This window comes from Pelagibius sp., assembly GCF_965227505.1.
In the GTDB taxonomy this organism is placed as follows: domain Bacteria; phylum Pseudomonadota; class Alphaproteobacteria; order Kiloniellales; family Kiloniellaceae; genus Pelagibius.
Genome location: NZ_OZ245757.1, coordinates 4,581,682 through 4,607,721, shown reverse-complemented (window position 1 = coordinate 4,607,721; position 26,040 = coordinate 4,581,682). Strand labels below are relative to the sequence as shown.

Genomic DNA, 26,040 nt, shown 5'->3' with positions numbered 1-26,040 from the left:
ATCATGGCGAGCTTCCGCTACAAGTCGGTCAGCGACAGCGGCGAGGTGGTGCAGGGCACCCTGGAGGCCTTGGATCAAAGCGGCGTCGTGAGCCAGCTTCACCTCATGGGCCACACGCCGCTGCGCATCGAAGCGGCGGGCGGCGGCGGTCTGCAAGAGCTGCTGAACCGGGAGATCGTGCCGGCGCGGACGGCCGCCGGCGGCGAGCTGGCCACCCTGACCCGCAAGCTGGCGACGCTGCTGCGCGCCGAGCTGCCGCTGGACCGGGCGCTGGAACTGCTGACCGACCTCTGCGAGACGGCGGCCAGCAAAAGGATGGTGGCGCGCCTGCTGACCGCGATCCGCGGCGGCAGCACCCTGGCCGACGCCCTCGACAAGGAGGCCCGGGCCTTTCCCAGCTACTACCGCTCCATGGTGCGGGCCGGCGAAGCGGGGGCCAGCCTGGAGGCTGTGCTGACGCGCCTCGCCGACTTTCTGGAGCGCGCGCAGCAGGTCCGCGCGCAACTGCGCTCCGCCCTCATCTATCCGGCCTTCCTGCTGGTGACTGCCGGGGTCTCGCTGGTGATCCTGCTGACCGTGGTGCTGCCCGCCTTCCAGCCGATGTTCGAGGATGCCGGCGCGGACCTGCCCGTCGTCACCCGGGCCGTGGTCTCCCTGGGCGCCTTCCTGCGCGAGGCCTGGTGGGCCATCGTCGTGGGGCTACTGGCCCTGGCGCTGGCGCTGCGCCTCCACCTCGGCACGCCGGCCGGGCGGCTCTGGTGGCACGCCCGGGTGCTCAAGGTCCCGGTGCTGGGCGCACTCTGGCTGAAGGGCGATGTCGCCCGCTTCGCCCGCACCCTCGGCACGCTGCTGGCCAACGGCGTTGCGCTGCTCACAGCCCTGAAGCTGGTGCGGGAGGTGATGGGCAACGCCGCGCTGGCCGAGGGCATTGCCGCCGCCGAACCGGACGTTCAGGCCGGGCGCGGGCTGGCGGCACCCCTGGGCGAGAACCCGCTGTTCCCATCGCTGCTGGTTCAGCTCATCCGCGTCGGCGAGGAAAGCGGCCGGCTGGAAGACATGCTGCTGAAGCTGGCCGAGATCTACGACCAGCAGAGCGAGGAGACGACGCGGCGGCTCATGGCGCTGCTGGTGCCGGTTCTCACCCTCGGCCTCGGCGGGCTCATCGCCTTCATCGTCGCCTCGGTGCTCTTCGCCCTCTTCTCCGTCAACGAACTGGTGCTCTAGATGCTGCAGGAAGACCGCAAGCCAACGACCCCGGGAGACGCGCGGGCACAGCGCCGCCGCAAGCGGCAGGCGGGCATGACCCTGATGGAACTCCTGGTGGTGATCACCATCCTCTCCCTGCTGACGGTCACAGCCGGAACGGTCGCTCTGAACTACCTGGGCCGCGCGAAGTCGGAGACCTCCTCCCTGCGCATCGATCAAGTGAGCTCCGGGCTCGAACTCTTCTATCTCGACGTCGGCCGCTACCCGACGGAGGAGGAAGGCCTGGTGGCCCTGGTGGAGGGACCGGCGGGCCTCGACGACTGGCGCGGCCCCTACCTGAAGAAGCGCGAGGTGCTGGAGGATGCCTGGGGCACCCCCTTCCTCTACGCCAACCCGGGCCGGCACGGCGAGGTGGACATCTACTCCCTGGGGGCGGACAAGGCCGAAGGCGGCGATGACGACGACAAGGACGTCACGAGCTGGTAGCCGCGCGGCGGCGCGGCCTGGACGGCAGGGCGGCTACACCCTGCTGGAACTGCTGGTGGTGATGGCCATCGCCGGGCTGCTGGCGGTGACCCTGGCCGGGACGGTCTTCTCGGGCCGGGAGACCGTCACCCTGCGCGCCGCAGCGGAAGACCTGACGGCACTGCTGAAGCGCACGCGCGGCGCGGCACTGCGGACAAACCGCGAGGCCGCGGTCTTTGTCGACGTGGCTGAGAAGACCTTTGGTGTGGAAGGCGGGCCCAAGCGCTGGCCGCTGCCGTCCGACAGCGATGTGACCCTGCTGACGGCGGCGGAAGAAATCCTGCATGAGGACCGCGGCGCCATCCGCTTCTTCCCCGACGGCAGCGCGACGGGCGGTGGCATCCGCCTGAGCCAGAACGGCAGCAGCTATCAGGTCAGCGTGCACTGGCTGACCGGGCAGGTCTCCCTTGCGAAGTGATCGCGCCCTCCGCCGCCGCCAGGGCGGCTTCACTCTGATCGAGGTGCTGATCGCCTTCACCATCTTCGCGCTCAGCTTCGCCGCCATCCTGCAGATCTTCTCGGGCGGGCTCCGCAACGGCAAAACAGCCGACCGCGCGCTCGTTGCCCTGGGTCACGCCGAATCCCTCATGGCCCGCGCCGGCGTCGAGGAACCGCTTTCGCCGGGGCGGGCCGGCGGGCGCCTCGACGACGGCATGACCTGGCAGCGAAGCGTCAGCCTCTACAGCGACGCCGCCATGACCGCCGAACCGCCGCCGCCCGGCATGACGCCCTACGCCATCACCGTCTCCGTTACGTGGCAGGACCGGGACCGCACCCGCGACGTCACTTTGAACTCCCTGCGATTGGGAGACGCGCCATGACCCGCACAGCCCGAACCGCTCGGCGAAACGAAGGCGGCTTCACGCTGATGGAACTCCTGGTCTCCATCACCCTGCTGGGGCTGCTGGGTGTGATGATGGTGGGCGGCCTGAACTTCGGGGTGCGCGTCTGGGAGCGCACGGGGTCCGAAGCGCAGGACCAGGGCCGCGTCGCCGCGGTTCAGGCCCTGCTGCGCCGCCAGCTTGCCGAGATGCAGCCGCTGGAGGTGCGCGGCCTCGACCGCCGCCCGCGCGTCGCCCTCGACGCGACACCCAGAACGCTGACCTTCGTCGGCACGGTGCCGGAATACCTGGGACGGGGCGGCTACCACCTCATCAGCCTGGGAACCGAAACGGTCAGCGGTGCGCGCAGTCTGGTCTTGCGCTGGGAGCCTTTCACGCGCAGCCAGCCGGGCCTGACGCTGGGCGATGACGCGCGCAGGGAGGTTCTTCTCACCGGCATCAAGGACCTGCGCTTTCAATACCTGGGCCAGGATCAGCGAGGGCAGTCTACCGGCTGGAAAGCGACCTGGACCGACGGCAGCCGCCTGCCGGATCTGGTCGAAGCCACCGTTGTCTTCGATGACGCGCGGGATGAACGCTGGCCGCGCTTCACCGCTGCGGTGATGACGGAGGCAATCCGGCGATGAGCGGCGTGGTGCAAAAGCTGCTGCCCGTGGTCGGCGTCTTCTTCCGCTGGTGGTTCGGCGAGCTGGCGGCCCTAGTGCCCGCACCCCTGCGCCGGCTCTTCAGCGGCAACGGTGAGCGCCTGCTGCTGGAACTCGACGGTGCGGGAGCGCGGCTCTACCGTCAGCGCGGCCGGCGCCGCGAGCAACTCCCGGACAATGCAGTCAGGAAGCGCGCACGCGGCAAAGTGCCTGCCGTCACCCTGGCCTTACCGCGCGCGTTGCTGGTGACCCGCGATACCGAGCTGCCCCTGGCCGCCGAAGAGAACCTGCGGGAAGTCCTGGGCTTCGAAATGGATCGCCTGACCCCTTTCAGCCGATCCGAAGTCTACTATGACTTCAAGGTCGCCGGGCGCGATGTAAAGCGCGCAAAGCTCCGCGTCTCGGTTCTGCTGTCGCCGCGCCGCGAGGTCAACGGTCTGATCGCCGAAGCGGAGCGTCAGGGCTTCTCCGTAACGGCGGTGGACGTCGCGGCCGAAACGGAGGACGGGACGCTTGGCGTCAATCTGCTGCCGTCGGTCGCTATGCGCCCGGCGCCTCGTTTCGCGCGCTTCGCCGCCGGGGCCTTGACGGCCAGTGCCGCAGCGCTGCTGTTTCTGGCTGCAGAGATCCCCGTGCAGCGCCAGGCCGACTATGCGGAAGTCCTCAGTCAGCGGGTTGCAGCCGAACGCGCGCGCGTAGCGGCCTTGCGCGAGCTGGAGGCTGAAATCGATGACCTTCAGCAGCAGGACATCTCGCTCGCGGACTTGAAGAGCGCCGATGCGCTCACCTTGGCGAAGCTCGATCACATCACCCGCCTGCTGCCGGACGACGCCTGGCTGACGCAGTTGAGCCTCGCCGGCGACCGCCTGGAGCTGTCAGGCTTCTCACCGGCCTCTTCGAAGCTGCTCACCGCCTTCGAAGAGTCTCCGCTGTTCACTGAAACGGTCTTCCGAGCACCTATCACGCAGGATCCGCGGCTTGGCCTGGAGCGTTTCAGCCTTTCCTTGAAGGTCGTAGCGCCGGAGGCCAGGCCATGACCCGCCTCCCCCCCCTGCTGAGCCGCGCCCTGGCTTTCACTCTCCTGATCGCAGCGGCCGCCGCCGTCTACCTATTGGCCGTTCAACCGTATCAAGAGCGCCAGACGGAGTTGGCCGACTCCATTGCTCTGTCGGAGAGCGTTCTCGAACGCTTGATGCAAGTAAGTGGCGACCCCGACGCCTTGGTGCGCCAGCGCGACGCCTTGGCCAGTGCAAAGCCTGCACCCGACGGCCTGCTGCGCGGCAACAACGAGCCCATCGCCGGCGCCTTCGTGCAGTCCTTCCTGACGGTCGCGATCGAGGGACGCAGGGGGACCGTGCGCTCCATCCAGGTGCTGCCGGTGCGCCCGGAACGCGGCCTCAGGCGTGTTTCGGCGCGTGCTCAACTGCGCATCACCTCTGCGGGCCTGCGCGACCTTCTGCACCATATCGAGGGCGCCCGACCTTCTCTCTTCATCGACAACCTTGACATCCGCAGTGGCCAGCAGCCGACCGGAAGAAACACCGCGCAAGAGGAAGCCGTTCCTCTGCTGGTTCGCTTGGATGTCTACGGATACCTCGCCGCCGCGCCCGTGGCGGAGGAGCGCTCATGAGGGTGCTCACCGCATACAACGTCCTGGCCCTCCTGGCCTGCGCGGGTCTGGGAGCCTGGACCTTCTCGGAAGCGAAGGAGGTGCCCCCTGCCCTGCCGGAACGCCCTGACTCCACCGTTGCGGTCCAACCTGCGATGCCGCCGGCACCGCAAAGCGCCTTTCGCATGCCACCGAAAAACACCTACCGGCAGCTCGTCACCCGGCCGCCTTTTTCACAGACCCGCCGGCCGCCACGAGCAAAGCCGGCGCCCAAGCCGGACGTCCAGAAGCCGGCCGCGCCGCCGCCCCCGGCACCGGTTGCCGAACCGCAGATTACCCTGGTGGGCATCGTGATCCATGCGGGAAAAAGCGTCGCCATGGTGCGCAAACCAGGGGAGAACGACCTCTTGCGCCTGGCGAAGGGCGCTGATCTTGACGGCTGGCTTGTGGAGGGTGTGCTGCCGGACCGTCTCTTGCTCAGCCATGGGGAAAAACTCCTGGAACTGGAACTCACCGAGGCCACCCAGAAAAGCACAGCAAGCGGCGTCGGCGCAGCCCCAGCGCGACCCAGACGGCAGTGATCCATGGGAATTGCCCGATTCACGACTTGTACTCATAGATTTCTTAGACCGCGGGCGGCTAAACTCAAGGTCGAACACCATAAGGGGGGTTAGGGCGAGAACGTGGGGAGGTTCTGGCGCATCACTGCGGGTCTGATGGGCGCCCTGCTCGCTGGGGGCGTCGCTGCGTGCGAAGCCCCGAAAACCAGCAGCCATGAGTTCTTCCGCGACGTCTGGCATGCTGAGAAGCAGCGGCCCGCGCAGTTCCCCACCGAACAGGGCAGCGCCGAAACCTACGAGCCTCACACTGCAGCGGATGTCAGCGGCGGCATCCAGCCGTTCGAGGTGCGTGGCAGCGGCGAGTTGGCGCGGGTGCCCGGCCCACGGCCCAGCATGCAGATCGCCCAAGTCCAGGACACCGCCGAAGGCGTCACCCTCAACTTCGTCGATGCCGATCTTCGCGAGGTCATCCGGGCTGTCTTGGAAGACACGCTGGACCTCAACTACGTCATCGATCCCAATGTGCAGGGCCGTGTGACATTGCAGACCAGCCAGCCGCTGGAGCCGGAGCAGGTTCTGCCGACGCTGGAAGAGCTCCTGCGCATCAACGGCGCGGCCCTGGTGGAGATGGAAGGGCTGTTCCGCGTGGTCCCGGCCGACCAGGCGGGCCTCGGCCTTCCCAATCTTTCCTTCGACGGTGCCGGTGGCCCTGCTGTTCCTGGCGGCGTCAGCACCAGGGTCATCCCGCTGCGCTTCGTCTCCGCCGAGGAGCTGGGCGGCCTCGCTCAATCCTTCCTGGCGAACCCCGGCAACATCCGGGTCGACCCGGCCCGCAACCTTCTCTTCGTGACCGGCAACAGGGCAGAGATCTCCTCTCTCCTCAGTCTGATTTCGGTGTTGGACGTCGACTGGCTGTCGGGCATGTCCTTCGCTCTTGAGCCGCTGGAGGCCGTCACGCCGGAGGTGATGGTGGCGGAGCTGGAGCAGATCCTCGATAACCCCAGCGGCCCGCGCCTGGGAGAGTTGCTGCGTTTCGTGCCCATCGAGCGGATGAACGCCGTGCTCGTCGTCTCCAAGCAGCCGCGCTACCTGGAAGAGGCGCGGCGCTGGATCGCCCGCCTCGACCAGGGCAGCAGCAACGCTCAGCGCGTCTTCGTGTACTACGTTCAGAACCGCCGCGCCGAGGACCTCGCCGATACGCTGGGACAGATTTTCGCCGCCGATACGGCCACGGTCTCGCTGGGCAGCGAAACCGCGATCGCCCCGGGACTGACGCCCGCGAGCCTCACCAGCGACCCGGAAAACGAGGGGGCTGAGCCCCCGGTCTCCTTGACCCCACCTGTGGATACGCCGGCGGCAGGGGCGGGCGCGGTCTCGGGCGGCACCGCGCTGGGCGGCGCGGGCGAGATCCGCATCCTCGCCGACGAGAAGAGCAACTCCCTTGTCGTTCTGGCAACGCCGGAGGGCTATCGCCGCGTGGAGGCCGCCTTGCGCCGTCTCGACATCCTGCCGCTCCAGGTGCTGATCGAGGCGACCCTGGTCGAGGTCACCCTGAACGATGACCTGGAGTATGGCGTACGCTGGTTCCTCGAATCGGGCAACTCGAGCTTCACCTTCACCGACGCGGCCACCGACGCTGGCGCGGCGGTGCTGGGCTCCTCCTTCCCCGGCTTCTCCTACGTCTTCGACAATGACAACCTGCGCGCGACGGTGAATGCCCTGCAAGGCGTCACCGACGTGAAGTTCCTCTCCGCCCCCACCCTCATGGTCCTGGACAACGAGACGGCGCGCCTGCAGGTGGGCGACGAGGTGCCGGTGGTGACCCGTTCCTCCACCAGCACCGTCGACGACGATGCGCCCATCGTGAACACCGTGGAATTCCGCGACACCGGCGTGATCCTCAACATCACGCCGCGGGTGAACGCCGGCGGCCTGGTCATCCTCGACATCGACCAGGAAGTGAGCGAGGTGATCGAGACCACCACTTCGGGCATCGACTCCCCCACCATCCAGCAGCGCAAACTGGAAAGCACCATCGCAGTGCAGAACGGTGAGACCGTGGCTCTCGGCGGCCTGATCCGCGACCGGCTGGAGGAGAACGAGACCGGCATTCCCGTGCTGGGTGACATTCCCATCCTCGGCAACCTCTTCAAGGCGACCGACAACTCCGCCACGCGCACCGAACTCCTCGTGCTGATCCAACCGCGCGTGGTGCGCAACCAGGAAGATGCCCGCGCCGTCACAGAGGAACTGCGCCGCAAGCTTCCGGCCATCTTCCCGCCGGAAGAAGCAGAGGCACTGGGAACGGGCGCAGCGCCGGCGGGAACGCCGAGCGGCTGACGGGCCCACCCTTCGAGACGTTGCTGACGCGCCTCCTCAGGGTGAGGACCTGTTCTCGGACCTCATCCTGAGGAGCGCTGGAAAGAGCGCGTCTCGAAGGATGGGACGCCGCAACAACTCTCGCCTTACCGCCGCCCCTGCTCCCAGGTGAGGATATGAAAGGGCTTGCGGGCGCCGGGGGTGAGCGCGACCACGGCCTCGCGGACGAAGACGGCGCCGCCTTCAGCCTCCGCCTCGGCGCGAATGGTGACCATGGGAATGGCGCTGGGCACGAGATAGGGGTTGTCGCCCAGGGCGCCCCCCAGATTGCCCAGACCGAACACTCCCGTCCCACCGCCGCGGCCGGCCGCCAGAGCCTCGGCCTGCGCCGCGCTCATGCCCGGCAGGGCGGCTAGCGCCGCTGCCGGGGCGGTCGCCGGATCGATGCCCTTGGAGCGGGCATAGACCGTCACAACAGGCGCCACGGCGTCGTAGACCCCCCGCGTCATGCCCAGCACCTGCAGCAGTTCGTCGCGCCGCTCGAAGGGCCGGTCCTTAGCCTCCCAGGCGAGCCCGGCGCTGCGGTAGTCGGCATCCTCCGCGCCGCGCGGCCGCGGATCGCTGTCGGCATCGCGAAAGTCTGCCACTGCCGCCGCCAAGGCCTCAGGGTCGCGCGCGCCAGCGGCAGCAAAGAGCCCCGCCAGCAGCCCGACTTCGGCGCCGTTCAGATCGATCTTCCCGCCCTCCGCCTGCACGGCGGTGGTGACCCGCGCGCCGTCGAAGACCCAGTCCCGCGCGCGCCCGTCGCGCGCCGCCGCCTCGCCCTCAGAGGCCAGCGCCAGCACCGCCCGATGAAGCCCCGCGTCGGCCAGCGCCCGTGCTTCCGCATTCCCGATCTGATTGCGCGCCCCAACGACCTCCGTGCGCTGCGTTGTCGCAAAGCTGGTGGCGATAGCTGCCAGCAGACTGACGACCCAAAGCACCGCGACGAGAGCGATGCCGCTGCTACGGCGACTTCGGATCGCAAAACTGAGCAGCAATCGTGGTGGAGAGCTCATAGTGTATAGGCTAACCTTTAATTGAGAGAACCAGAAGCCTCCAATCGCGTGTGTGGATTGACTTCGCATCGAGGACTCCGGGGTGGTTTGTGTGCCGGCCGGCATGCTGTCGATTCAAGTCATGAGAGTGACCAAAGCAAGAACTGAAATCGCAGCGAACTGCCGCCGAGTGCTGCAAATTCTCCCGAACGGAGCACTGAGGCTGATGATGCCTACGAGCGTTCCCGCAGAGGTTTGGCCAGCGGTAAATCGATCCACGCCCAACTGGGTTGCGACTTGTTCTCCAAGTCCACCGAGACAGGGCGGAAGCTCTCCGGCCCGGTTTCCAGGTTCTCGATGATCTCTTCGGCAAACTCGCCCGGCTCCAGCAGGTTGTCGAGGTCAGTGAGGCTCTTGTCCTTCAGCCAGAAGATGTCGAGCTTGGTCTTGTCACCGGCGATCAGCCCCTCATAGCTGAAGCTACTCGGCGGCCTTGCGGGTTCTTTTCGGCGCCCCAGGTAGCCTTGCGCTTGTTGCGGTTCTCGGGGCGGTAGCAGGCAATGAAGTCAGCCAGGTCCTCCTGGCGAAGAGCCTTCTTTCTCGAGGTGTGATGCACGTTGGCGCGACAGCCATACTGCCAGACTCTCTCAGTCCAGGAACTCTCGCGGGCTTCTTTGATGTCGAAGAACAGCACGTCGGCCTTGACGCCAGGGCAACGGAGAACTCCGGTCAACAGTGGCAGGGTGGCGTGCAGATCGGTTTTCTGCAGCAGTTTCCTGCGCACAGTATCGGCAGCTCCGCCTTAGAAGAGCACGTTATCCGGCACAACGACGGCCGCCAGCCCAGTGGTCTTCAGCATGGTGCGGATGTGCTGCACAGAATTCCGCAACTTGTTCGCGGTGGTTGCCCAAAAGTCGCGTCGATTGTCTCCAGCTTCGGCGACACGACATGGCTGGTTTCCTCCCTATGCCTACAGGAAGAGAGGGGTCCGGAATTACCCTCGAACAATAGGCTTCAGGGGCCCCTTGCGCCTACAGATTCCCCTCGTTCTTCGGCTGCGTTTACCTCAGCGTCGTGGTAACGAATGGCCGTCAACCGAGTTCCAACGAAACCCCGATGCGCAACTCAGCGAAGAGTTTCGACACTGCAGGCGCTGGAGTTCTCCTCAGCTTAGCCCGTGTCCTCAGTTCGGCTGATGTGGTGTCCACTTCCCTATATGCATAGCCCAGGTCCCGTAGCCTCTTTTTAAAGTCTTTGGCTTTCCTTCCGATGGATAGTCTCACGGACCAGTTTCGCCGGCTTGCTCCTCATTGTCACCGCGTCCTCTTTCTCCTCCACTTGCCGCTCAGAACGTCAGCGGCCGTCACGCTGCCACCTGTCGCCTGCTCGACAGCACCAGCGAGGTAGCGCACACCTTGACCAGGCTTTTTGGCCTCAATGTCCTGCGCCTTCTCGACGACCTTGACCGCGCCTGCGCCAAGCCGGTCGTACAGCGACAAATCCGGATCGAGTCGTGACCACTCACTCCACAGCCGACCAGAGGCAGCGCGGTCGGTTTCCCGATTGTGATCTGCGATCCGTCGCCTGAGAGCTGCGCCGACCGAGTTCTGGCTGCCGCCGCCATTGGTGACCGGGGTTGGCCGCCTCTGTGTGCTCGCCTTTAGACGAATGCCGCAGCGCTCTGCCCTTTGCGAAAAGGCGCTGGTTTCTTTAAGGCTGGTATCTTCTGATGGTTTCTTATGTGCACCTCCCAGAGGGTGCGCCCCCCGCACCCTCTGGGAGGTCAAATCCCCTGAATCATTTGGAAGGTGCAGGCCCTGCGACCAGACAACCGGGCAGGCAAGGGCTCCTTCCAGCGCTAGATAAAAGGTGTAGAGGTTGGCGCCGCGCGCGCCTGTCTTGCGCCAACGTACTTTGCTCGTCAGATAACCATAGCTCGTCAACGCCTTTACCGCGCGCTGGATGGGCTGCCGTTTAGTTCCCAAGCTAGCGGCTAGGCGGGAGAGGGCAACGCAACAGGTGCCGTCTGGTCCGGCGAAGCGGGCCAAGGCGTTTAGGGCGCGGAGCTGAGCGCCTGTGACCCGATCATCAGTGGCCGCGCTGGCGAGGAGTTGAATAAGCGCCAGATATCCGAACGTCCCGCCGCCCTTGCCAACAGCGGTCAACTCAGCCATCGGACTGAACGCGCTTGGCCGAAAGGGCCTCAGCCAACTCAGATTTGCGCGCGCAGAGGGTATTGCCGAGCCTGAAGATGGGCAGCACGCCCTTTTGACTTGCGATGTAGTAGACCCGTCGCACAGGCAGGCCGGTAAACGCGGCAATCTCTTCTGCGCCGCTCAACAGGTCGTGACTAAGGGGATTGGCCTCCATCTGTCGCACCTCCAAATAAGTGTCGGTGCTTCGGGAGTATTCACATGAATTGAGGTTTGTGTGAAAAACCTGTTGCGGGAATTAGTGGTCCGACTGGACCTATTTTCGCAAGCCCTTGCTTGACCAGGGACTCTTAGCCAGAGTGACCGCGCGTCGCGCACGGTTCTCCGCGCTCCGGTCTATGCAAAGGAGGCCGAACAGCCGCGCCAGGAATCTGACAAATTCGCCGCTCTGCCGATTCGTCCGGTGCCCAGTATCGACCTCCCGACCGGTCAGATCCTCATAGGCCTCCAGTGCAGCTTCAGCGACAAAGTCGGCAGCGTGGTCCGCTGGCCGTCCGCGCCGTTGTTCACCGTCCTCTGGCGGCGCTGTCCAGTACCCTGCGATTTCTGCCAGCAACTCAATCTCGGCGGCGGTGTGGTCAAGGCCGGGCGCAGCAGGTGCCCCCGTAGCTGCGCGCCGGCGGGTGCCGTGCCACATCCGTCTCGCCAGTTCCTGGTTGAGCTCCTCTCGGGTCTCTTCGAATAGCTCTGCAAGGGCCGCCCGCACGGCCTCCAAGACCGCCTGAGGGTGCGGCAGCTCCGCCTCGACACCGCTTGCCAGCGCCTCCTGACGCATCTGCCAGCAGCCGCTGACATAGGCTTCCAAAATGAGGCCAGATCTCTCCTCGATGCTGTCCCGTTTGTTGGCCAGAACCGGAAGCTGCACGACGATTTCGACAACCAGCGGGAGTAGATCTCCGAACGGCTGGCTCCATCTGTTTGACACCACAACGGGGTGTTCCTCGGTAAGCGCCACTAGCGCGTCCCCAACAAGCTGGCTCTTACTTTCGCTAGAGAGGTTTGCTTCCTTCATTGACCAGTCGAATCCCAGCTAGTGACGGCTCAGTGTAGTGGCTGGAAACAAATGACAACACACGCAAATCATGTCGCACCTATGTCGCACGGAGCTGCCGGGGGGCTTTGGGAGGCATTGAAAAACAACGGAAAAAACATGCAACATGGTGCAACATAAAAGGCCGCCCGGAGGCGGCCTTTTGCACTTAACATATTGATTTTAAATGGTAGCGGGGGAGGGACTTGAACCCCCGACACGCGGATTATGATTCCGCTGCTCTAACCAGCTGAGCTACCCCGCCAGAGGAAGATCGGCACCCTATCACGGGGGCCGCGCAGCCGTATATGGCCTCGCCCCCCGCCCTGTCAAGCGGCTTGACGGCGCGGCGGCCCGCCGCGGCCTGAGGCCCCCGGACTCGGCCCTTCACCCGGGGGCCGGAGCAGCAGTCTTCCGGGCTTGGCTGCCCTCCGACGGCGCGGGCCCGGACGCGATCAGACCGCCCGACCCCCGCCGGACGCGGCCCTGGGCCGGCCCAGGTGCTGGCTGAGGTGCTTGCCCAGGGGCCGACCCAGAGCAGAGCCGGCTCCGCGCGCCGGCAGCGGCTCGGCACCGCAGCGGTCAAGCACCCAGAGCCAGCCCCCGCTCTCGCCGCAGTCGTCACAGCACATCACGGCTTGGCGCATGATTTCGAGGCGGTCCGGTGACCCTTCTCCGGTCATGCAGCCTCCCCTGCCCTGCAGGCCCTCTCGGAGCGGCACCCCAGCCGCACCCGTCAATCCGTGAGCGAAGGCCAGTCCTCAGGCGCAATGCTGCCCAAGACCTCGAAGCCCTCATTGCCGAGGGGGCGGATCACGAAGGTCACGCCCATGGGCTCCGGATAGATACCGGTGGCCGCCTCGAAGGGGTCGTCGTGGCCCACGAGGATGGTGTTCACCCCCGCCGTGGGCACCTTGGAGAGATGCGGCGTGACGCGGTCACGCATCGCCGCGGTCTGCGCATCGGTATAGCTTTCCGCCGGCTCGAAGTTGAGGTCGGCCGTCTTCTCGTAGCCGCCGAACACGAGGTCTGCGGTCTGCCAGGCCCGGCAATACTGACTGCTGATGACGTCGCCCACCGGGATCTGCAGTTCTGCAAAAGCATCGCCGATGACACGCGCATCGCGCCAGCCTTCTTCGCTCAGAGTGCGCTGCGTCGAGCAGTCCCCCATCACCGCATTCACCTGATCGGCGTAGTCCTTCTCCGTGCGGACATGGCGGATGAAGATGACGTGGCCGCCGTCCCGCACTTCTTCGACCAGTTGTTCGGGAGTCATGGTCGAAGCCTCGGCCGTCTCGTCCGCCACTGTCATCGTGGCTGCCACCGTGGCCGCCATGAGGGCCGTCAAGGCGGTGAAGGTTACTGTGCGGTGCGTTTTCCGCGGCCTTTTGCAACACGGTTCCGTATCAGCACGGAGTCCCATTTTCAGCCTCCATCAAAGTAACGAACTTCGGCTCTGACAATAATGCAAATGAGTCTCAATTGCAACAAAAGCAGCGATTAAACCCATAGAAACATTAGGCTTTTTTGCTGATCGCGATGCTGGGCTTAGGGTTTGGACCCGAAACCCGGGCCCGCCGGGTGCACTGCTCACTAAAGGGGGTTCATGAAAAGGGTCCGGCCGCTCAATCGCCCAGCATAGTGGCCAGCTTCATGGCGACGCCCATGGAGCCCTCGATCTTCAGCTTGCCGGTCATGTAGGCCAGCGTCGGATCAAGGCTGCCGTCGATCAGGTTGCCCAGCTGGTCGGGGCTGATGCGCAGGGTGGTGTCCGCCTCGATGCCGTTGACCTCCACCGGCGCGATCTCCGCCGGGGTCTCCTTGCCGTCCCAGAGGATCGCCCCCTCCTCGCCCAGGTCGAAAAGCACGCGGTAGCCCAGCGGGGGATTCAGCGCGGCCTGGGATTTCAGCTGTTCGGTGAGGCTCTCCAGAGACATGGCGGGTCACTCCTCCGCTTCGGTCTTTTTTTCTTGGCCTTCTCCGCGGCCTTGTTCTCGGCGTCTCAGGCCGCCAGGCGGTTCTCCGCGGCCGCGATCCAGCCGCCGCCGAGGACCCGGTCGCCATCGTAGCAGACCGCGGCCTGGCCCGGCGAGATGCCGAACTGCGGCGTCTCCAACACCAGTTCGGCCCCGCCACCCTGGTTGCCGAAGGCGGCGCGCGGGAAGATCCGCGCCGGCGCCGGTTCGCTGACCGAGCGCAGCTTCACCTGAACCGCGCGCCCGGCAGCATCCAAAGGCGCGCCCGCCAGCCAGTTGAGGCTGCGCAGCACCACCACGTCCGTCGCCAGCGCCGCCTTGGGTCCGACGATGACCCGGCGCGCTTCCGGCTCCAGGCCGACGACGAACAGCGGCTCGCGCTCGCCCCCGACCCCCAGGCCGCGGCGCTGGCCGATGGTGTAATGAATGATGCCCTCGTGGCGCCCGAGGACACGCCCGTCGATGTGCACGATATCGCCGGGATCGGCCGCCCCGGGGCGCAGCTTCTGCACCACCGTGGCGTAGGAGCCCTGGGGCACGAAGCAGATGTCCTGGCTGTCCGGCTTGTCGGCCACGGCCAGGCCGTGGCGCTCCGCCTCCGCCCGCACGGCGTCCTTCTCCAACCCCCCCAAAGGAAAGCGCAGGAAGTCCAACTGCTCTCGGGTGGTGGCGAAGAGGAAATAGCTCTGGTCGCGGCGGCGGTCGACGGCGCGGTGCAGTTCCGCGCCCTCCGGCCCCATCACGCGGCGCACGTAGTGGCCCGTGGCCAGCGCGTCGGCGCCGAGGTCGCGCGCCGTCGCCAGCAGGTCACGGAACTTGACCGTCTGGTTGCAGCTGACGCAGGGGATCGGCGTCTCGCCGCGCAGATAGCTGTCGGCGAAGTCCTCCATCACCGACTGGCGGAAGCGGCTCTCGTAATCCAGCACATAGTGCGGGATGTCCAGGCGCTCCGCCGCCTGGCGGGCGTCATAGATATCCTGGCCGGCGCAGCAGGCGCCCTTCTTCGCGACCGCCACCCCGTGGTCGTAGAGCTGCAGGGTGATGCCCACCACGTCGTAGCCCTCGGCGCGCAGAAGCGCCGCCGTGACCGAGGAATCGACCCCGCCGGACATGGCGACCACCACGCGGGTCGCGCCCACCGCCTTGTTGATACCGAGCGAATTCATGGTGGCGGAATATAGGCCAAGCGGGGCCGGGCGCAAGACCGTGGGCTTCCCGAGAGCCAAAGCGGCCCAACTTAGAATAAAATTGAATGACAGATATTGAAATTTGTCATTCAACACGCATATCCCTCCATTATCGGACTGCCATCATCGAACAGGAGGTACAGGCAATGCTGACGCGTCAACTCGGACAGAACGGTCCGGCGGTCTCGGCCCTGGGGCTGGGATGCATGGGAATGTCGGACTTCTACGGCCCCGCCGACCGCAAGGAGAGCCTCGCCACGATCGACTCGGCCCTCGAAGCCGGGATCACCTTGCTCGACACCGGCGACTTCTACGGCATGGGCCACAACGAGCTGCTGCTGCGCGAGGCCCTGGCCGGCGGCAGGCGCGAGCGGGTCTTCCTGGCCGTAAAGTTCGGCGCCCAGCGCACTCCCGACGGCGCCTTCATCGGCTTCGACAGCCGCCCCACGGCGGTGAAGACGGCGCTGGCCTACAGCCTGCAGCGGCTGGGGACCGACACCATCGATCTCTACCAGCCGGCCCGCCTGGACCCGGCGGTGCCGATCGAGGACACCATGGGCGCCCTCGCCGAGATGGTGAAGGCCGGCTACGTCCGCCACATCGGGCTTTCGGAGGTGGGGGCCGAGACCCTGCGCCGCGCCCAGGCGGTGCACCCGGTCACCGCCCTGCAGATCGAATACTCGCTGCTCAGCCGCAGCATCGAGGAGGACATCCTGCCGACCGCCCGCGAACTGGGCATCGGGGTCACCGCCTATGGCGTGCTGTCCCGCGGCCTCCTCAGCGGCCACTGGTCGCCGGAGCGCAGCGCCGGGGCCAGGGACTTCCGCAGCCACCTGCCGCGCTTCCACGGCGAGAACCTGGACCACAACCTTGCCCTGGTGGAGACGCTGCGCAACCTCGCCTGGGAGCGCTCGGTCACCGTGGCGCAGCTGGCCATCGCCTGGGTGCTGGCGCGCGGCGACGACATCGTGCCCCTGATCGGCGCGCGCCAGCGCAAACGGCTGGACGAAGCGCTGAGCGCCCTCGATCTGCACCTGACAGAAAGCGATCTGGCCCGTATAGAAGAGGCAGTGGGGCCGCAGGCGGCGGCGGGGGATCGCTACGCCGCCGATCAGATGGCCATCCTCGACAGCGAAAGGACGCCGGCGCCAGGGGTATGACCGAAGCGGTACTGACAGCGGAGCGCATTCTCGATGCGGCGGAGCAGGTGCTCCGCCGCTACGGGCCGGCCAAGACCACGGTGGTCGATGTGGCTCGGGCGCTCGGCGTCAGCCACGGCACCATCTACCGCCACTTCCCCAGCAAGTCGGCGCTGCGCGAGGCCGTGGCCGCGCGCTGGCTACACCGCGTCTCCGAACCCTTGCAGGACGTCATGGCCGACCGCGCCCCGGCACCGCAGCGCCTGCGCCGCTGGTTCGACACCCTGATGGCGGTCAAGCGCCGCAAGGTGCTGGAGGACCCGGAACTCTTCGCCACCTATCACGCCCTCGTCGAGGATGCCGGCACGGTGATCCAGGACCACATCGAAGACCTCATCGCGCAGCTGGCGGCGATCATCGCCGACGGCATCGCCGAGGGGACCTTGAGCGTCGACGATCCACAGCGGGCCGCCCGGGCGGTGTTTCAGGCGACGGTCCGCTTTCATCACCCGGTCCACGCCGGAGACTGGCAGCGGCCGGGCATCGAAGACGACTTCGACGCCCTCTGGCGGCTCGTGATGGCCGGCCTCACCGCCGACGCGCAGGGAACAGCCCCTAAGAGCGGGTAAGGATCTCGATCAGACGATTCAACGGCTGCGGCTGACGGCTGAGATCCAGGGAAACCGAAAAGTGTCCCTGCCGGCGGATGAAGAGGTTCTCCGGCGGCACGGCCCAGCGCCGCGCCAGGGCAAGGCCGCCGGCAAAGGGCGTGACGGTGTCGGCCTCGCCCAGAGCTATGACAATCCGCTCCGGCGGCATGACCGGGGCGCCGCGCGGCTCCAGCAGCGGGACATAGCGGGAAAGATCCGCATCGCTCCAGCCGGCCCGGTGAAGCGCCGATCCGAAGCCCACCGCCTGGGACAGGCTGCCACCCAGGGCGATGTCCAGAAGATCGCCGCTGGTCGCCACCAGGATCAGCGCATCGGGACGCAGCCGCTCCGGCCAGGCGGCGGCGGCAACAGCCGTCAACTGGCTGGTCAGGGCGCCGAGGCTGACGCCGCCGAGGGCAACCCGCCCGCTGCCATTGCGCCGCGCCCAGTCGACAAGCACCGCAACATCCGCGCCCCAGGCGGCAAAGAGCTGACGAAAACCCTCCGGCCCGAGCGCCATGGCCGGCTCGCCGCCATAGAACCCGGCGCGCCGTCGCCGACCGTGCCACGGCCCCTCCGGCCTGATAACCCGCAGACCCTGCCGCGTGAGGCTGGCGGTATGATCGATGGTGCCCTTCCAGAAATCGAGCTCCATGCCGATGCCGTGAAGGTTGATGAAGGTGGGTGCGCCCTCGGCGTCTTCCGGCTCGAAGACCCGCGCCCAGGCGGTATCACCATCGAGACCCGGCGAGGCGAAGCGCAACCAGCGCTCCTGCCCGAAGGGACCGGGCACTGGATGGGAGGCTTCGACCTCGGGCAGGGCTGCCTCACCATCGAGGAGCGCGGCGATGCAGGTTCCGGCACTGCCCCGCTGCGCGGCGAGGTGATCCTGATCGGGCGGCGCCGGCACCTGCCAGGCCACGGCGTGACTGCGGCCGCGGATGCCCAGGAATCCGAAACGGGTGGCCATCAGGGCGTTGGCTGCCGCGATGCGTGTCTGTTCCGCTTCAACCAGTTCACGGTCCAGGGGAACGGCCTGTCCGAAGAAAGCGGAGCGCCAGTGATCATCCGCCACCGCATGGCGCTGCCTCTGCCTTAGAGCCCCTGCGATGGCGCGGCGCAGGCGTCTGCCGGTCCAGCCATCGGGAAAGCGGTCCAGACCCACAGCCTCGGCAAAGCGATCCTCGTCTTCACCGTAGGTCAGAGCCGCCGCCCAGGCGCGTGAGAGGGGCAGGTACCAGCGCGCCACGAGGTGAAGGGCGCAGCGGTCGTACCAGGGCCGCATGACCAGGTTGCCCAGGGGGTCCCAGTCAAGCGGATTGCGGCTCGGCATCGGCAGGCGCGAATCGATTGCGGTCATGGCGCGCGAGCATAGACGCTGGAGGCCCAATTCACAGGGAATTTACGCAACGACCGCCATCGCAGAAGGATAGAGTGGGCCCGTCGCACCGACCCGGAGAAGGACCACCGCCCATGCGCAACGCCCTCGCCGCCATCGCTCTCGCAGGTGTCCTGGCCATTGCCGCGCCGCCCGCGCAGGCCGACCTTGACGCAGAGCGCCTGCCGGGATGGCGGATTCTGGAGACCGAACACAGCTACGCCGCCCTGGTGGAGCGGCTCGAGACAGCCATCGCAGCCAACAAGATGGGCCTGGTCTCTCGTGCCAGCGCAACCCTGGGCGCAAAGCGCGTGCTGAACAAAACCATCCCCGGAAACACCGTGATCGGTGTCTACCGTCCGGACTATGCCGTGCGCATGCTGGAGGCCAGCCTTGCCGCCGGCATCGAAGCGCCGATCCGCTACTATGTGACCGAGAACGAAGACGGCAGCGCGACGCTCAGTTACAAAACACCGAGCGCGGTCTTCGCGCCCTATGCGGACGGCGGTGAAGCCCTTAAGACTCTGGCTGAGGAACTCGACGCGATCTTTGCGACAATCGCCGCCGACGCAACCGCGAGATAGGCCGACAACCAAGACAGGGGCAGACATGAGCCTGAAGACATCAGAGGCATCCAAGGCGGCGACGCTCGATCTGGACGGCCTGGGTCGCTGGCTTGTCGACCGGGGCATGCAGGGTCTGCCGCTGGACGAGCAGCTTGCCGGTTTTTGCCAGCAGATCTACGAGGCCGGCTTTCCCATGAAGCGGGCGATGATGGGCATGGGCACACTGCATCCCCGCTACGGCGCGCATACCTTCCTCTGGCGGCCGGGCGCAGGCGCCATCGAGTACACACCGCGCGAGCGTTCGGTGATGAGCCGCCAGGAGTATCTGCGCAGTCCGGTCTACTACATGCGCAGCCGGGGATTGACGGCGCTGCGCCGGCGGATCGACAGCAATGAGCCGGAGGAGTTTCCGATCTTCGAGGATCTGCGCAAGGAAGGCCTGATAGACTATGCGGCCTGGATCATCCCCTACCGGCCCGCGGACCGCGAAGCCATGGCGGAAGGCGCGCGCAAACATGACCTTCCGCCGGTTCACGGCCAGGCGCTCGACGGGGTCTTCTTCTCCTGCGCCAGCGACCGGCCCGAGGGTTTCGACGAAGGGCATCTGATACAGCTCGGCGAGACCCTGCCCTATCTCGCACTGGCCGTGAAATCCCGCCTCACCTACGACGTCGCCAGCACGGTGATCGAAACCTACCTGGGCAAGGATGCGGGTCACCGCGTGCTCACCGGCGCAATCGAGCGCGGCACGGCCGAGGCCATCCGGGCCGTGATCTGGTTCTCCGACCTCAGGGGCTTCACCCGGCTGACCGACAGCCTGCCGCGCGACGTTCTCATGGAAACGCTCGACGACTATCTCGAGGCCATGGCAAGGCCGGTCCATGAGAACCATGGGCAGATTCTGAAATTCATGGGCGACGGCCTGCTCGCGACCTTCAACCTGACCGGCCGCGACGAAGCCACCGTCTGCAGGGATGCCCTCACGGCTGCCGCGCAGTTGCGCGACAGCTTCCCCATCTTCAATGACGCGCGCCGGTCAGCGGGCAAGCCGGTGATGGACTTCGGCCTTGCGCTGCATCTGGGCGAGGTGCTCTACGGCAATATCGGCGCGAGCGAGCGCCTGGACTTCACGGTCGTGGGTCCGGCGGTCAACGAAGCCAGCCGCGTTCAGGCGCTGTGCCGGCCGCTGAACCGCAACGTTCTGATTTCGAGCACCCTGCGCGACAGCGCGGGCGAGAGCGCCACAGACCTCGTCTCCCTGGGGTTTCACGCGCTGCGGGGCGTGCGCGAACCACACGAGCTTTTCACCCTCGCCACATGACAGCGTCCGCTTGTGCACCGACTGTCACCGCAGTGCGTCGGGGCAGACGGATCGAGACCGGCAGCACCCGGTGGCCGTAGCGGGCATGGCGATCTGGGGCCCCGCAGTCTCCTTGCGCTGGCGACTTGGCCGGCGCGAGACCGGCGGCGGCGCTACGCCGTCCAGAAGCAACCTGTGAATCACCGGGTCGGTTCCGCCAGCCGGTCCGCTGATCAGCAGCGTCATGAGGCGTCTCGACAGATCGCCCCTCGGCGGGGTTTTCGGTCGGGCTTGGGCCGGCTCCGCCGCGCGCCCGAGCAGCTTGAATAAATTTCTGAACATGGAAACAGAATTGGCCGGTTCTTCTTGACAATCAAACGCGAAGACTGCGATAGCTATTGAAGTTTCTTCAATCAAAGATCAGCTATGCGTCCGCTCCCTTCGCTGAGAGGCATCCAGGCTTTCGAGGCCGTCGCCCGGCTGCGGACCCTGGCCGCCGCGTCGGACTTCCTCGGCATCACCGCCAGCGCCGTCAGCCACCGGATCCGTGGCCTGGAGAAAGAGCTGGGCGTGCAGCTCCTGAAGCGGTCGCCAAAGGGGCTTTCCCTCACCGATGCGGGACGCCGCTACCGCGGCGCCGTCGAGGATGCCTTTGCCGGGCTGGCGCAAGCGACGTCCGATCTTCTGGACCGCGACGCCGCCCGTCCGCTGACCATCAGCCTGACGTCAGAGATCGGCATGCGCTGGCTGATGCCCCGCTTCCACCGCTTCAGGGCGCAGTACCCGGATATCGACACCGCGATCCTCAGCACCTACCGGGTCGTCGACCTGCAGGCCGGCGAGGCAGACCTGGCGTTGCGCTACGGCGATGGTCAGTGGACCGACGCCGAGGTGGAACCGGTTCTGGAGTTCTCCGTCTCACCGGTCTGCACCGCCGCCTTGCAGGAGAAGATCGCCGGACGCTCGCCTGCGCAAGCACTGGCCGGGCAGATCATCATTCGCGATGCCTACGACGACTGGGATCTCTGGTTCGCAGCCGCCGGCATCGCCGGCTTCGAGCCATCGCGCCAGCTGCATTTCATGGACTACTCGATGGCGGTCACCGCCGCCCTTGCCGGCGAAGGCTTGATGCTCGGCTACTCCGGCTACGTCGATCAGGAACTCGCATCCGGCACCTTGGTCCAGCCCTTCGACCTCTCGGTGCCGACGGGCCGGGGTTACTATCTGGTCTATCGCCACGAACGGCTTGCCGACCCCCGGGTGCGCAAGTTCAGGGATTGGGTTCTCTCTGAAACGGCACGTGCACCTGCACCCGGGCCATAGCGCGCGATGCCGCAGTCGCCGTGAAGAAGACGATCCCCCTAAAGAAAACGATCCGCCCGAAGAAAACGATCCGCCCGAAGAAGACGATCCCCCGAAGAAGACGATCCCCCGAAGAAAACGATCCAAGGAAGCCGTCATGGCCGCAGCGCCCGATCCCCTTACCCGCTTTCCCATCGCCGGAGACCGCTCCGTCGTCTTCCTCAAGGCCGTGGTCGAGAACCCCCAGATCGAGGTCGGCGACTTCAGCTACTATCACGACTTCGACGATCCCGAGAGCTTCGAGCGCAACGTGCGCTACCTTTTCCCCTTTGTCGGGGACCGGCTGATCATCGGGCGCTTCTGCGCCATCGCCAGCGGCGCGACCTTCATCATGAACGGCGGCAGTCACGCGACGGAGGGGCTGTCCACCTATCCCTTTTCGGTCTTCGGCGGGGATTGGGCGGAGGCCGCGCCGGAGGCCTGGCCGCACCGCGGCGACACGCTTGTCGGCAACGATGTCTGGATCGGCCACCGGGCGACCCTGCTGCCGGGCGTGACGGTGGGCGACGGCGCCGTCATTGCCGCCGAAGCGGTGGTGACGCGCGACGTGCCGCCCTATGCGGTGGTCGCAGGAAACCCGGCGGAGGTGGTGCGCCTGCGCCTGCCGGAAGGCACCATCGCGCGGCTTCTGGCGCTACGCTGGTGGGATTGGCCGGCCGCGGACATTGCCGCGCAGGCCAGGAACATCGTCTCGGGAAATCTTGAGGCCCTGGAAGCGGCGGCGCTGCAGATGGGTCGGTGATCCGCCGTCAGCGCCCGGCGCGGGCTTCGCGCGACCTCAGTCTTCGGTCCGCCGCCCGCTGTCGTCATCGCGCTCCTGCGGCAGCAGGGGCGCCATCTGCTGCATCCATGGCGCCCAGGCCGCCTGGGTCAGCCGCGTCCACATGAGCACGGGGTTTGCCCAGGGATTGGACCAGGGATTGGACCAGGGATTCATCATGGATGCCGCGACCAGAGACAAAAACGGGAGGCTGCCCTGCTTTGCCAGATGATCGGCAAAAGCACCGAGTGACGGCACGGCGGTCATGCGCAGGGTGATGGTCTCGGCGTTCTCCTCCGGCAGGTCGCGCCGCGTAATCTCCACGTCCAGATGTGGCAGCTTGGCCGTTATCTTTGTCTCTTCCATTGCATCACCCTCAGGGAAGGATCACGCCGCTCCGCAGAGGTTCGGATCGGTCTCGCGGGCCAAGCCTGCCGGTCCCGCACCGGACGGCCGGCCTCAACCGAGTATGTTGTTCACTTCCTTTGGCAGTTCCACCTCGAGGCCGTCGAGGTCGTCGTTCATGACAATCTGACAGCCGAGCCGCGAGGTGGGCTTCAGGCCGAAGGCCAGGTCCAGCATATCCTCTTCGTCTTCCGAAGGCTCACCGAGCTTTTCGTACCATCCTTCTTCGACGATGACGTGACAGGTGGCGCAGGCCAGCGAGCCCTCGCAGGCGCCTTCGATATCGACATCGAAACGATGGGCGATCTCCATCACCGAAAGGCCGTTGGGGGCATCGACCTCCTTGCGGTTACCGTCCTTCTCGATGAACACCAACTTCGGCATAAAACCCTGCTCCCATTCTCCAAATCATACGACGCGCCGGCCCGGGCCCCGCGGTTGTCCCGCGGCTTGGCTACTCCGCGGCCTGGCTGCCCTCGGCGCGCAAGGCGCGCACCTTGTTCACGAGTTCCTCGATCGCCACGTCGATCTCAACCTCGGTGGTGAAGCGTCCGATCCCGATCCGCAAAGACGCGCGCGACAGTTTCTCCGGCAGACCCAGGGCCTGCAGCACATAGGACGGCTCGACCGAGGCCGAGGTACAGGCCGATCCGGTCGAGAGCGCGAGCCGCGGCGTCGCCCGCAGCAAGGCCTCCGCATCGACCCCCTCGAACGCCAGGTTCACGTTGCCGGCGATGCGCTGCTCGGCATGGCCGTTCACCCGCACGCCGTCCAGGCGGCGTCTAATGCCCTCTAGCAGCCGGTCCTTCAAGCCCGAAATCCGGGCAGTCTCTTCCGCCATCTCCTCAGCCGCCAGGCGCGCCGTCACGCCCAGGCCGACACAGAGCGGCGTCGGCAGGGTGCCGGAGCGCAGGCCCCGTTCCTGGCCGCCGCCGTCGATCAGCGGCTCCAGACGGACGCGCGGGCGCCGCCTCACGTAGAGCGCGCCGATGCCCTTGGGGCCGTAGACCTTGTGGCCGGAGATGCTCAGCAGGTCGATCCCGGTGGCGGTCACATCCAGCGGGATCTTGCCGACCGCCTGGGCCGCGTCGCAGTGGAAATAGGCGCCCTTCTCGCGGCAGATGGCGGCGATCTCCGCCAGCGGCTGGATCACACCGATCTCGTTGTTCACCGCCATGATGGAGACGACGGCGGTCTCCTCGGTCACCGTTTCCCGCAGCAGGTCGAGATCGATCAGCCCGTCGGGCTGCACCGCAAGGACGGTGACGCTGTGACCCTCGCGCTCCATCTGGCGGCAGCTCTCCAGAACGCACTTGTGCTCGGTAGTGCAGGTCACCACCTGCGGCCGGCGGTCGCGGTGGAAGCGGGCCGCGCCCTTGATCGCCAGATTGTTGGATTCCGTGGCCCCGGAGGTGAAGACGATCTCGCGGGGCGAAGCACCGATCAGCGCCGCCACTTCGGCGCGCGCCTGTTCGACGGCTTCCTCCGCATCCCAGCCGTAGGCATGGCCGGTCGAGTGCGGGTTGCCGAAGCGCTCGGTAAAGAACGGCATCATGGCCTCGACGACCCGCGGGTCGGTCGGCGTCGTTGCCTGGTTGTCGAGATAGACCGGCTGGACGGAGCGGTTGGCCCCCCGGTTTCCGGTCTCTTGATCCTTGCGCATGGGCATCCGCCTCAGGCCGCCTGACTGCGGCGATAGAGATCACCCCAGGCGGCCAGAAACCGGTCGATATCGGTCTCGGTGCTCTGCCAGCCCAGGCTGACGCGGATGGCCGAGGCCGCTTCGGCAGCGCTGGCACCCATGGCCGTCAGGACGTGGGAGGGCTGCACCTTGCCGGAGGAGCAGGCCGCGCCTGCGCTGACCGCGACCCCGGCGAGGTCGAGGGCCATGATCTGGGTCTCCGCCGACAAACCCGCGACGGCAAGGCAGCTCGTGTTCGCAAGCCGCTCCGCCTCCGCCCCGAAGACAACGGCGTCCGGCGCCAGCGTGCGGACCCCCGCTTCCAGCCGGTCGCGCAGAAGCCCGACCTCCGCGAAGCGCGGCAGGTCGCGGAGGGCCGCTTCGGCGGCCGCCCCGAAGCCGGCGATGCCCGGCAGGTTTTCCGTTCCCGCCCGGCGCCGGCGTTCCTGCCCGCCGCCGCGCAACAGCGGGGCCAGGGGAAGATCGTCACGGCAAATGAGGGCGCCCACCCCCGGCGGCCCACCCAGCTTGTGAGCGGAAAGCGTCAGGCAGTCGACACCCAGTCCGCGCATGTCGAGCGGCAGCTTGCCGGCGGCCTGCACGGCATCGCAATGCACCCGGGCACCGACCGCCCGCGCCAGTTCCACCACCGCCTCGATGGGCTGGAGGACACCGGTCTCGTTGTTGGCCAGCATCACCGAAACCACAGCGCCCCGTGGCGCCTCCGCCAGCGCAGTCTCCAGCGCGGCAAGGTCGACGCGGCCATCGGGGCGAAGCGGCAGACGCTGCGCCTCCGGCACCGCCTGGAGGACGGAATCGTGCTCGCCGGCGGAAACAATCACCCTGTCGCCCAGCCCGCCGAGCGCCGTGTTGTTGGCTTCCGTGCCGCCTGAGGTGAAGATCACCCAGGACGGCTCGGCACCCGCCAGACGGGCCACCTGTTCTCTTGCGCGCTCCACGAAACCGCGGGCCCGGCGCCCGGCGCCATGCACCGAGGAGGGGTTGCCCGGTGCGGCCACGGCCTCGGTCATGGCGGTGAGGGCCTCGGGCCGCAGCGGCGCGGTGGCGTTGTAGTCCAGGTAGGCGGTCATAAGCTTCTGTGCCGGGGTATCCGTGTCGGTGCGCCCGTCCGGTGACGCTGCCGCGGGGTCACTCGCCCGCTTCGGCCAGCAAGGGGGACACGTCCTCGGCACCACAGCCGCCGGGCATCACACCGCTGGTGCCCAGGATGCGGCGGGCGGTGACATCCTCGACGGTCACCGACGAAAGGTAAAGATAGATCTGGTTGCCGAGCTCCTCCCAGAGATCGTGGGTCTGGCAGCGGCTTTGATTGCCGCGACAGCCGATCGGCTGGCCGGGCATGCAGCGCGTGGCCCTGATCGGCTCGTCGACGGACAGAATGATGTCCGAGATCCGGGTATCGGCCGCCTTGTGGGCCAGCAGATAGCCGCCGCCGGGGCCCCGCACCGACTTCACCAGACCGCCGCGCCGCAGCTTGGCGAAGAGCTGCTCCAGGTAGGAGAGCGAGATTTCCTGACGCTCGGCGATATCGGCCAGGGCTACTGGTTTGCCCTCGGCATGGGTTGCCAGGTCGCACATCGCCATCACCGCGTAGCGGCCCTTGGTGCTCAGTTTCACTTGCGCTTTCCTT

General features: G+C 66.7%; 30 protein-coding genes and 1 tRNA gene. 15 read left to right on the top strand and 16 right to left on the bottom strand.

What is annotated here, in order from left to right; genetic code table 11:
* Positions 1-3: 3 nt before the first annotated feature.
* The 9 genes from ACO06P_RS21680 to gspD all read left to right on the top strand — a co-directional run bounded on the left by ACO06P_RS21680 (position 4) and on the right by gspD (position 7,726).
* Positions 4-1,224, top strand: a complete 1,221-nt coding sequence (locus ACO06P_RS21680; protein WP_420347313.1) for a type II secretion system F family protein — start codon at positions 4-6, stop codon at positions 1,222-1,224.
* The gene (gene gspG / locus ACO06P_RS21675; protein WP_420347312.1) at positions 1,225-1,692 is read left to right on the top strand and encodes a type II secretion system major pseudopilin GspG; all 468 of its coding nucleotides are present in this window, start codon (positions 1,225-1,227) and stop codon (positions 1,690-1,692) included.
* Positions 1,661-2,149, top strand: coding sequence for a GspH/FimT family pseudopilin (locus tag ACO06P_RS21670; protein ID WP_420347311.1), 489 nt, complete (start codon positions 1,661-1,663; stop codon positions 2,147-2,149). Before gspG ends, ACO06P_RS21670 begins: the two co-directional genes overlap by 32 nt.
* Entirely contained in the window at positions 2,139-2,552 is a 414-nt protein-coding gene (locus ACO06P_RS21665) for a type IV pilus modification PilV family protein (protein ID WP_420347310.1), read from the top strand. Before ACO06P_RS21670 ends, ACO06P_RS21665 begins: the two co-directional genes overlap by 11 nt.
* Positions 2,549-3,199 carry a prepilin-type N-terminal cleavage/methylation domain-containing protein gene (locus ACO06P_RS21660; protein WP_420347309.1) on the top strand — a complete coding sequence of 217 codons (651 nt, stop codon included), beginning with the start codon at positions 2,549-2,551 and terminating at the stop codon, positions 3,197-3,199. Before ACO06P_RS21665 ends, ACO06P_RS21660 begins: the two co-directional genes overlap by 4 nt.
* Positions 3,196-4,254, top strand: a complete 1,059-nt coding sequence (locus ACO06P_RS21655; protein ID WP_420347308.1) for a PilN domain-containing protein — start codon at positions 3,196-3,198, stop codon at positions 4,252-4,254. The genes ACO06P_RS21660 and ACO06P_RS21655 overlap by 4 nt, the downstream gene beginning before the upstream one ends.
* Positions 4,251-4,847 carry a type II secretion system protein GspM gene (gspM, locus tag ACO06P_RS21650; RefSeq protein ID WP_420347307.1) on the top strand — a complete coding sequence of 199 codons (597 nt, stop codon included), beginning with the start codon at positions 4,251-4,253 and terminating at the stop codon, positions 4,845-4,847. Before ACO06P_RS21655 ends, gspM begins: the two co-directional genes overlap by 4 nt.
* Positions 4,844-5,407 (top strand): hypothetical protein, encoded by a 564-nt coding sequence (locus ACO06P_RS21645; RefSeq protein WP_420347306.1) that lies wholly within the window; start codon positions 4,844-4,846, stop codon positions 5,405-5,407. Before gspM ends, ACO06P_RS21645 begins: the two co-directional genes overlap by 4 nt.
* Before the next feature lie 102 nt (positions 5,408-5,509).
* Positions 5,510-7,726 (top strand): type II secretion system secretin GspD, encoded by a 2,217-nt coding sequence (gene gspD / locus ACO06P_RS21640; protein WP_420347305.1) that lies wholly within the window; start codon positions 5,510-5,512, stop codon positions 7,724-7,726.
* 125 nt (positions 7,727-7,851) lie between these two features.
* Here gspD and ACO06P_RS21635 read toward each other — a convergent pair whose 3' ends face one another.
* The 10 genes from ACO06P_RS21635 to mnmA form a co-directional block, all read right to left on the bottom strand.
* Positions 7,852-8,763 (bottom strand): general secretion pathway protein GspK, encoded by a 912-nt coding sequence (locus tag ACO06P_RS21635; RefSeq protein WP_421938152.1) that lies wholly within the window; start codon positions 8,761-8,763, stop codon positions 7,852-7,854.
* Positions 8,764-9,202: 439 nt separating this feature from the next.
* Positions 9,203-9,526: an N-6 DNA methylase gene (locus tag ACO06P_RS21630; RefSeq protein WP_421938151.1), complete on the bottom strand. Its 324-nt coding sequence runs from the start codon at positions 9,524-9,526 to the stop codon at positions 9,203-9,205.
* Between the two features lie 529 nt (positions 9,527-10,055).
* On the bottom strand, positions 10,056-10,916 hold the full coding sequence (locus tag ACO06P_RS21625; RefSeq protein WP_420347303.1) for a helix-turn-helix domain-containing protein: 861 nt from the start codon (positions 10,914-10,916) through the stop codon (positions 10,056-10,058).
* Complete coding sequence (locus ACO06P_RS21620) at positions 10,909-11,112, bottom strand: AlpA family transcriptional regulator (RefSeq protein ID WP_420347302.1); 204 nt, start codon at positions 11,110-11,112, stop codon at positions 10,909-10,911. The genes ACO06P_RS21625 and ACO06P_RS21620 overlap by 8 nt, the downstream gene beginning before the upstream one ends.
* Before the next feature lie 99 nt (positions 11,113-11,211).
* Entirely contained in the window at positions 11,212-11,967 is a 756-nt protein-coding gene (locus tag ACO06P_RS21615; RefSeq protein WP_420347301.1) for a hypothetical protein, read from the bottom strand.
* A gap of 206 nt (positions 11,968-12,173) precedes the next feature.
* Positions 12,174-12,250 (bottom strand) — tRNA-Met (locus ACO06P_RS21610).
* Positions 12,251-12,440: 190 nt separating this feature from the next.
* Positions 12,441-12,668 (bottom strand): hypothetical protein, encoded by a 228-nt coding sequence (locus ACO06P_RS21605; protein WP_420347300.1) that lies wholly within the window; start codon positions 12,666-12,668, stop codon positions 12,441-12,443.
* A gap of 53 nt (positions 12,669-12,721) precedes the next feature.
* Positions 12,722-13,321: a histidine phosphatase family protein gene (locus tag ACO06P_RS21600; protein WP_421935139.1), complete on the bottom strand. Its 600-nt coding sequence runs from the start codon at positions 13,319-13,321 to the stop codon at positions 12,722-12,724.
* Positions 13,322-13,610: 289 nt separating this feature from the next.
* Positions 13,611-13,922 carry an SCP2 sterol-binding domain-containing protein gene (locus tag ACO06P_RS21595; RefSeq protein WP_420347298.1) on the bottom strand — a complete coding sequence of 104 codons (312 nt, stop codon included), beginning with the start codon at positions 13,920-13,922 and terminating at the stop codon, positions 13,611-13,613.
* Positions 13,923-13,987: 65 nt separating this feature from the next.
* Entirely contained in the window at positions 13,988-15,127 is a 1,140-nt protein-coding gene (gene mnmA, locus ACO06P_RS21590; RefSeq protein WP_420347297.1) for a tRNA 2-thiouridine(34) synthase MnmA, read from the bottom strand.
* A gap of 167 nt (positions 15,128-15,294) precedes the next feature.
* On the opposite strand from mnmA, the gene ACO06P_RS21585 reads away from it, so the two are divergent.
* Positions 15,295-16,308, top strand: a complete 1,014-nt coding sequence (locus tag ACO06P_RS21585) for an aldo/keto reductase (RefSeq protein WP_420347296.1) — start codon at positions 15,295-15,297, stop codon at positions 16,306-16,308.
* Positions 16,305-16,916 (top strand): TetR family transcriptional regulator, encoded by a 612-nt coding sequence (locus ACO06P_RS21580; RefSeq protein ID WP_420347295.1) that lies wholly within the window; start codon positions 16,305-16,307, stop codon positions 16,914-16,916. The genes ACO06P_RS21585 and ACO06P_RS21580 overlap by 4 nt, the downstream gene beginning before the upstream one ends.
* Here the strand turns inward: ACO06P_RS21580 and ACO06P_RS21575 are convergent.
* The gene (locus ACO06P_RS21575; RefSeq protein ID WP_420347294.1) at positions 16,903-18,297 is read right to left on the bottom strand and encodes an alpha/beta hydrolase family protein; all 1,395 of its coding nucleotides are present in this window, start codon (positions 18,295-18,297) and stop codon (positions 16,903-16,905) included. The two genes, ACO06P_RS21580 and ACO06P_RS21575, sit on opposite strands and share 14 nt — an antisense overlap.
* A gap of 113 nt (positions 18,298-18,410) precedes the next feature.
* Between ACO06P_RS21575 and ACO06P_RS21570 the strand changes: the two genes are divergently transcribed.
* From ACO06P_RS21570 to ACO06P_RS21555, 4 genes are all read left to right on the top strand, one after another.
* Positions 18,411-18,899: a DUF302 domain-containing protein gene (locus tag ACO06P_RS21570; protein WP_420347293.1), complete on the top strand. Its 489-nt coding sequence runs from the start codon at positions 18,411-18,413 to the stop codon at positions 18,897-18,899.
* A gap of 25 nt (positions 18,900-18,924) precedes the next feature.
* A complete protein-coding gene (locus tag ACO06P_RS21565) occupies positions 18,925-20,202 on the top strand; it encodes an adenylate/guanylate cyclase domain-containing protein (RefSeq protein ID WP_420347292.1) in 1,278 nt (425 codons plus the stop codon).
* Positions 20,203-20,607: 405 nt separating this feature from the next.
* Positions 20,608-21,504, top strand: coding sequence for a LysR substrate-binding domain-containing protein (locus ACO06P_RS21560; RefSeq protein ID WP_420347291.1), 897 nt, complete (start codon positions 20,608-20,610; stop codon positions 21,502-21,504).
* 136 nt (positions 21,505-21,640) lie between these two features.
* Positions 21,641-22,285, top strand: a complete 645-nt coding sequence (locus tag ACO06P_RS21555) for a CatB-related O-acetyltransferase (RefSeq protein WP_420347290.1) — start codon at positions 21,641-21,643, stop codon at positions 22,283-22,285.
* A gap of 36 nt (positions 22,286-22,321) precedes the next feature.
* Here ACO06P_RS21555 and ACO06P_RS21550 read toward each other — a convergent pair whose 3' ends face one another.
* The 5 genes from ACO06P_RS21550 to ACO06P_RS21530 form a co-directional block, all read right to left on the bottom strand.
* Complete coding sequence (locus ACO06P_RS21550) at positions 22,322-22,669, bottom strand: hypothetical protein (RefSeq protein ID WP_420347289.1); 348 nt, start codon at positions 22,667-22,669, stop codon at positions 22,322-22,324.
* Between the two features lie 93 nt (positions 22,670-22,762).
* The gene (locus ACO06P_RS21545) at positions 22,763-23,092 is read right to left on the bottom strand and encodes a ferredoxin family 2Fe-2S iron-sulfur cluster binding protein (RefSeq protein ID WP_420347288.1); all 330 of its coding nucleotides are present in this window, start codon (positions 23,090-23,092) and stop codon (positions 22,763-22,765) included.
* Positions 23,093-23,162: 70 nt separating this feature from the next.
* Positions 23,163-24,371: an IscS subfamily cysteine desulfurase gene (locus tag ACO06P_RS21540; RefSeq protein ID WP_420347287.1), complete on the bottom strand. Its 1,209-nt coding sequence runs from the start codon at positions 24,369-24,371 to the stop codon at positions 23,163-23,165.
* An 11-nt stretch (positions 24,372-24,382) separates the two neighbouring features.
* Positions 24,383-25,480: a cysteine desulfurase family protein gene (locus ACO06P_RS21535; RefSeq protein ID WP_420347286.1), complete on the bottom strand. Its 1,098-nt coding sequence runs from the start codon at positions 25,478-25,480 to the stop codon at positions 24,383-24,385.
* Positions 25,481-25,538: 58 nt separating this feature from the next.
* Positions 25,539-26,027, bottom strand: a complete 489-nt coding sequence (locus ACO06P_RS21530) for an Rrf2 family transcriptional regulator (protein WP_420347285.1) — start codon at positions 26,025-26,027, stop codon at positions 25,539-25,541.
* Positions 26,028-26,040: the final 13 nt, after the last annotated feature.

What these genes read in the sequence shown, in the direction of transcription:
- ACO06P_RS21680 (WP_420347313.1), top strand. Translation starts at nt 4, where the DNA reads ATGGCGAGCTTCCGCTACAAGTCGGTCAGCGACAGCGGCGAGGTGGTG.
- gspG (WP_420347312.1), top strand. Translation starts at nt 1,225, where the DNA reads ATGCTGCAGGAAGACCGCAAGCCAACGACCCCGGGAGACGCGCGGGCA.
- ACO06P_RS21670 (WP_420347311.1), top strand. Translation starts at nt 1,661, where the DNA reads ATGACGACGACAAGGACGTCACGAGCTGGTAGCCGCGCGGCGGCGCGG.
- ACO06P_RS21660 (WP_420347309.1), top strand. Translation starts at nt 2,549, where the DNA reads ATGACCCGCACAGCCCGAACCGCTCGGCGAAACGAAGGCGGCTTCACG.
- ACO06P_RS21655 (WP_420347308.1), top strand. Translation starts at nt 3,196, where the DNA reads ATGAGCGGCGTGGTGCAAAAGCTGCTGCCCGTGGTCGGCGTCTTCTTC.
- gspM (WP_420347307.1), top strand. Translation starts at nt 4,251, where the DNA reads ATGACCCGCCTCCCCCCCCTGCTGAGCCGCGCCCTGGCTTTCACTCTC.
- ACO06P_RS21645 (WP_420347306.1), top strand. Translation starts at nt 4,844, where the DNA reads ATGAGGGTGCTCACCGCATACAACGTCCTGGCCCTCCTGGCCTGCGCG.
- ACO06P_RS21635 (WP_421938152.1), bottom strand. Translation starts at nt 8,763, where the DNA reads ATGAGCTCTCCACCACGATTGCTGCTCAGTTTTGCGATCCGAAGTCGC.
- ACO06P_RS21625 (WP_420347303.1), bottom strand. Translation starts at nt 10,916, where the DNA reads ATGGCTGAGTTGACCGCTGTTGGCAAGGGCGGCGGGACGTTCGGATAT.
- ACO06P_RS21620 (WP_420347302.1), bottom strand. Translation starts at nt 11,112, where the DNA reads ATGGAGGCCAATCCCCTTAGTCACGACCTGTTGAGCGGCGCAGAAGAG.
- ACO06P_RS21615 (WP_420347301.1), bottom strand. Translation starts at nt 11,967, where the DNA reads ATGAAGGAAGCAAACCTCTCTAGCGAAAGTAAGAGCCAGCTTGTTGGG.
- ACO06P_RS21605 (WP_420347300.1), bottom strand. Translation starts at nt 12,668, where the DNA reads ATGACCGGAGAAGGGTCACCGGACCGCCTCGAAATCATGCGCCAAGCC.
- ACO06P_RS21600 (WP_421935139.1), bottom strand. Translation starts at nt 13,321, where the DNA reads ATGGCGGCCACGGTGGCAGCCACGATGACAGTGGCGGACGAGACGGCC.
- ACO06P_RS21595 (WP_420347298.1), bottom strand. Translation starts at nt 13,922, where the DNA reads ATGTCTCTGGAGAGCCTCACCGAACAGCTGAAATCCCAGGCCGCGCTG.
- mnmA (WP_420347297.1), bottom strand. Translation starts at nt 15,127, where the DNA reads ATGAATTCGCTCGGTATCAACAAGGCGGTGGGCGCGACCCGCGTGGTG.
- ACO06P_RS21585 (WP_420347296.1), top strand. Translation starts at nt 15,295, where the DNA reads ATGCTGACGCGTCAACTCGGACAGAACGGTCCGGCGGTCTCGGCCCTG.
- ACO06P_RS21580 (WP_420347295.1), top strand. Translation starts at nt 16,305, where the DNA reads ATGACCGAAGCGGTACTGACAGCGGAGCGCATTCTCGATGCGGCGGAG.
- ACO06P_RS21575 (WP_420347294.1), bottom strand. Translation starts at nt 18,297, where the DNA reads ATGACCGCAATCGATTCGCGCCTGCCGATGCCGAGCCGCAATCCGCTT.
- ACO06P_RS21570 (WP_420347293.1), top strand. Translation starts at nt 18,411, where the DNA reads ATGCGCAACGCCCTCGCCGCCATCGCTCTCGCAGGTGTCCTGGCCATT.
- ACO06P_RS21565 (WP_420347292.1), top strand. Translation starts at nt 18,925, where the DNA reads ATGAGCCTGAAGACATCAGAGGCATCCAAGGCGGCGACGCTCGATCTG.
- ACO06P_RS21560 (WP_420347291.1), top strand. Translation starts at nt 20,608, where the DNA reads ATGCGTCCGCTCCCTTCGCTGAGAGGCATCCAGGCTTTCGAGGCCGTC.
- ACO06P_RS21555 (WP_420347290.1), top strand. Translation starts at nt 21,641, where the DNA reads ATGGCCGCAGCGCCCGATCCCCTTACCCGCTTTCCCATCGCCGGAGAC.
- ACO06P_RS21550 (WP_420347289.1), bottom strand. Translation starts at nt 22,669, where the DNA reads ATGGAAGAGACAAAGATAACGGCCAAGCTGCCACATCTGGACGTGGAG.
- ACO06P_RS21545 (WP_420347288.1), bottom strand. Translation starts at nt 23,092, where the DNA reads ATGCCGAAGTTGGTGTTCATCGAGAAGGACGGTAACCGCAAGGAGGTC.
- ACO06P_RS21540 (WP_420347287.1), bottom strand. Translation starts at nt 24,371, where the DNA reads ATGCGCAAGGATCAAGAGACCGGAAACCGGGGGGCCAACCGCTCCGTC.
- ACO06P_RS21535 (WP_420347286.1), bottom strand. Translation starts at nt 25,480, where the DNA reads ATGACCGCCTACCTGGACTACAACGCCACCGCGCCGCTGCGGCCCGAG.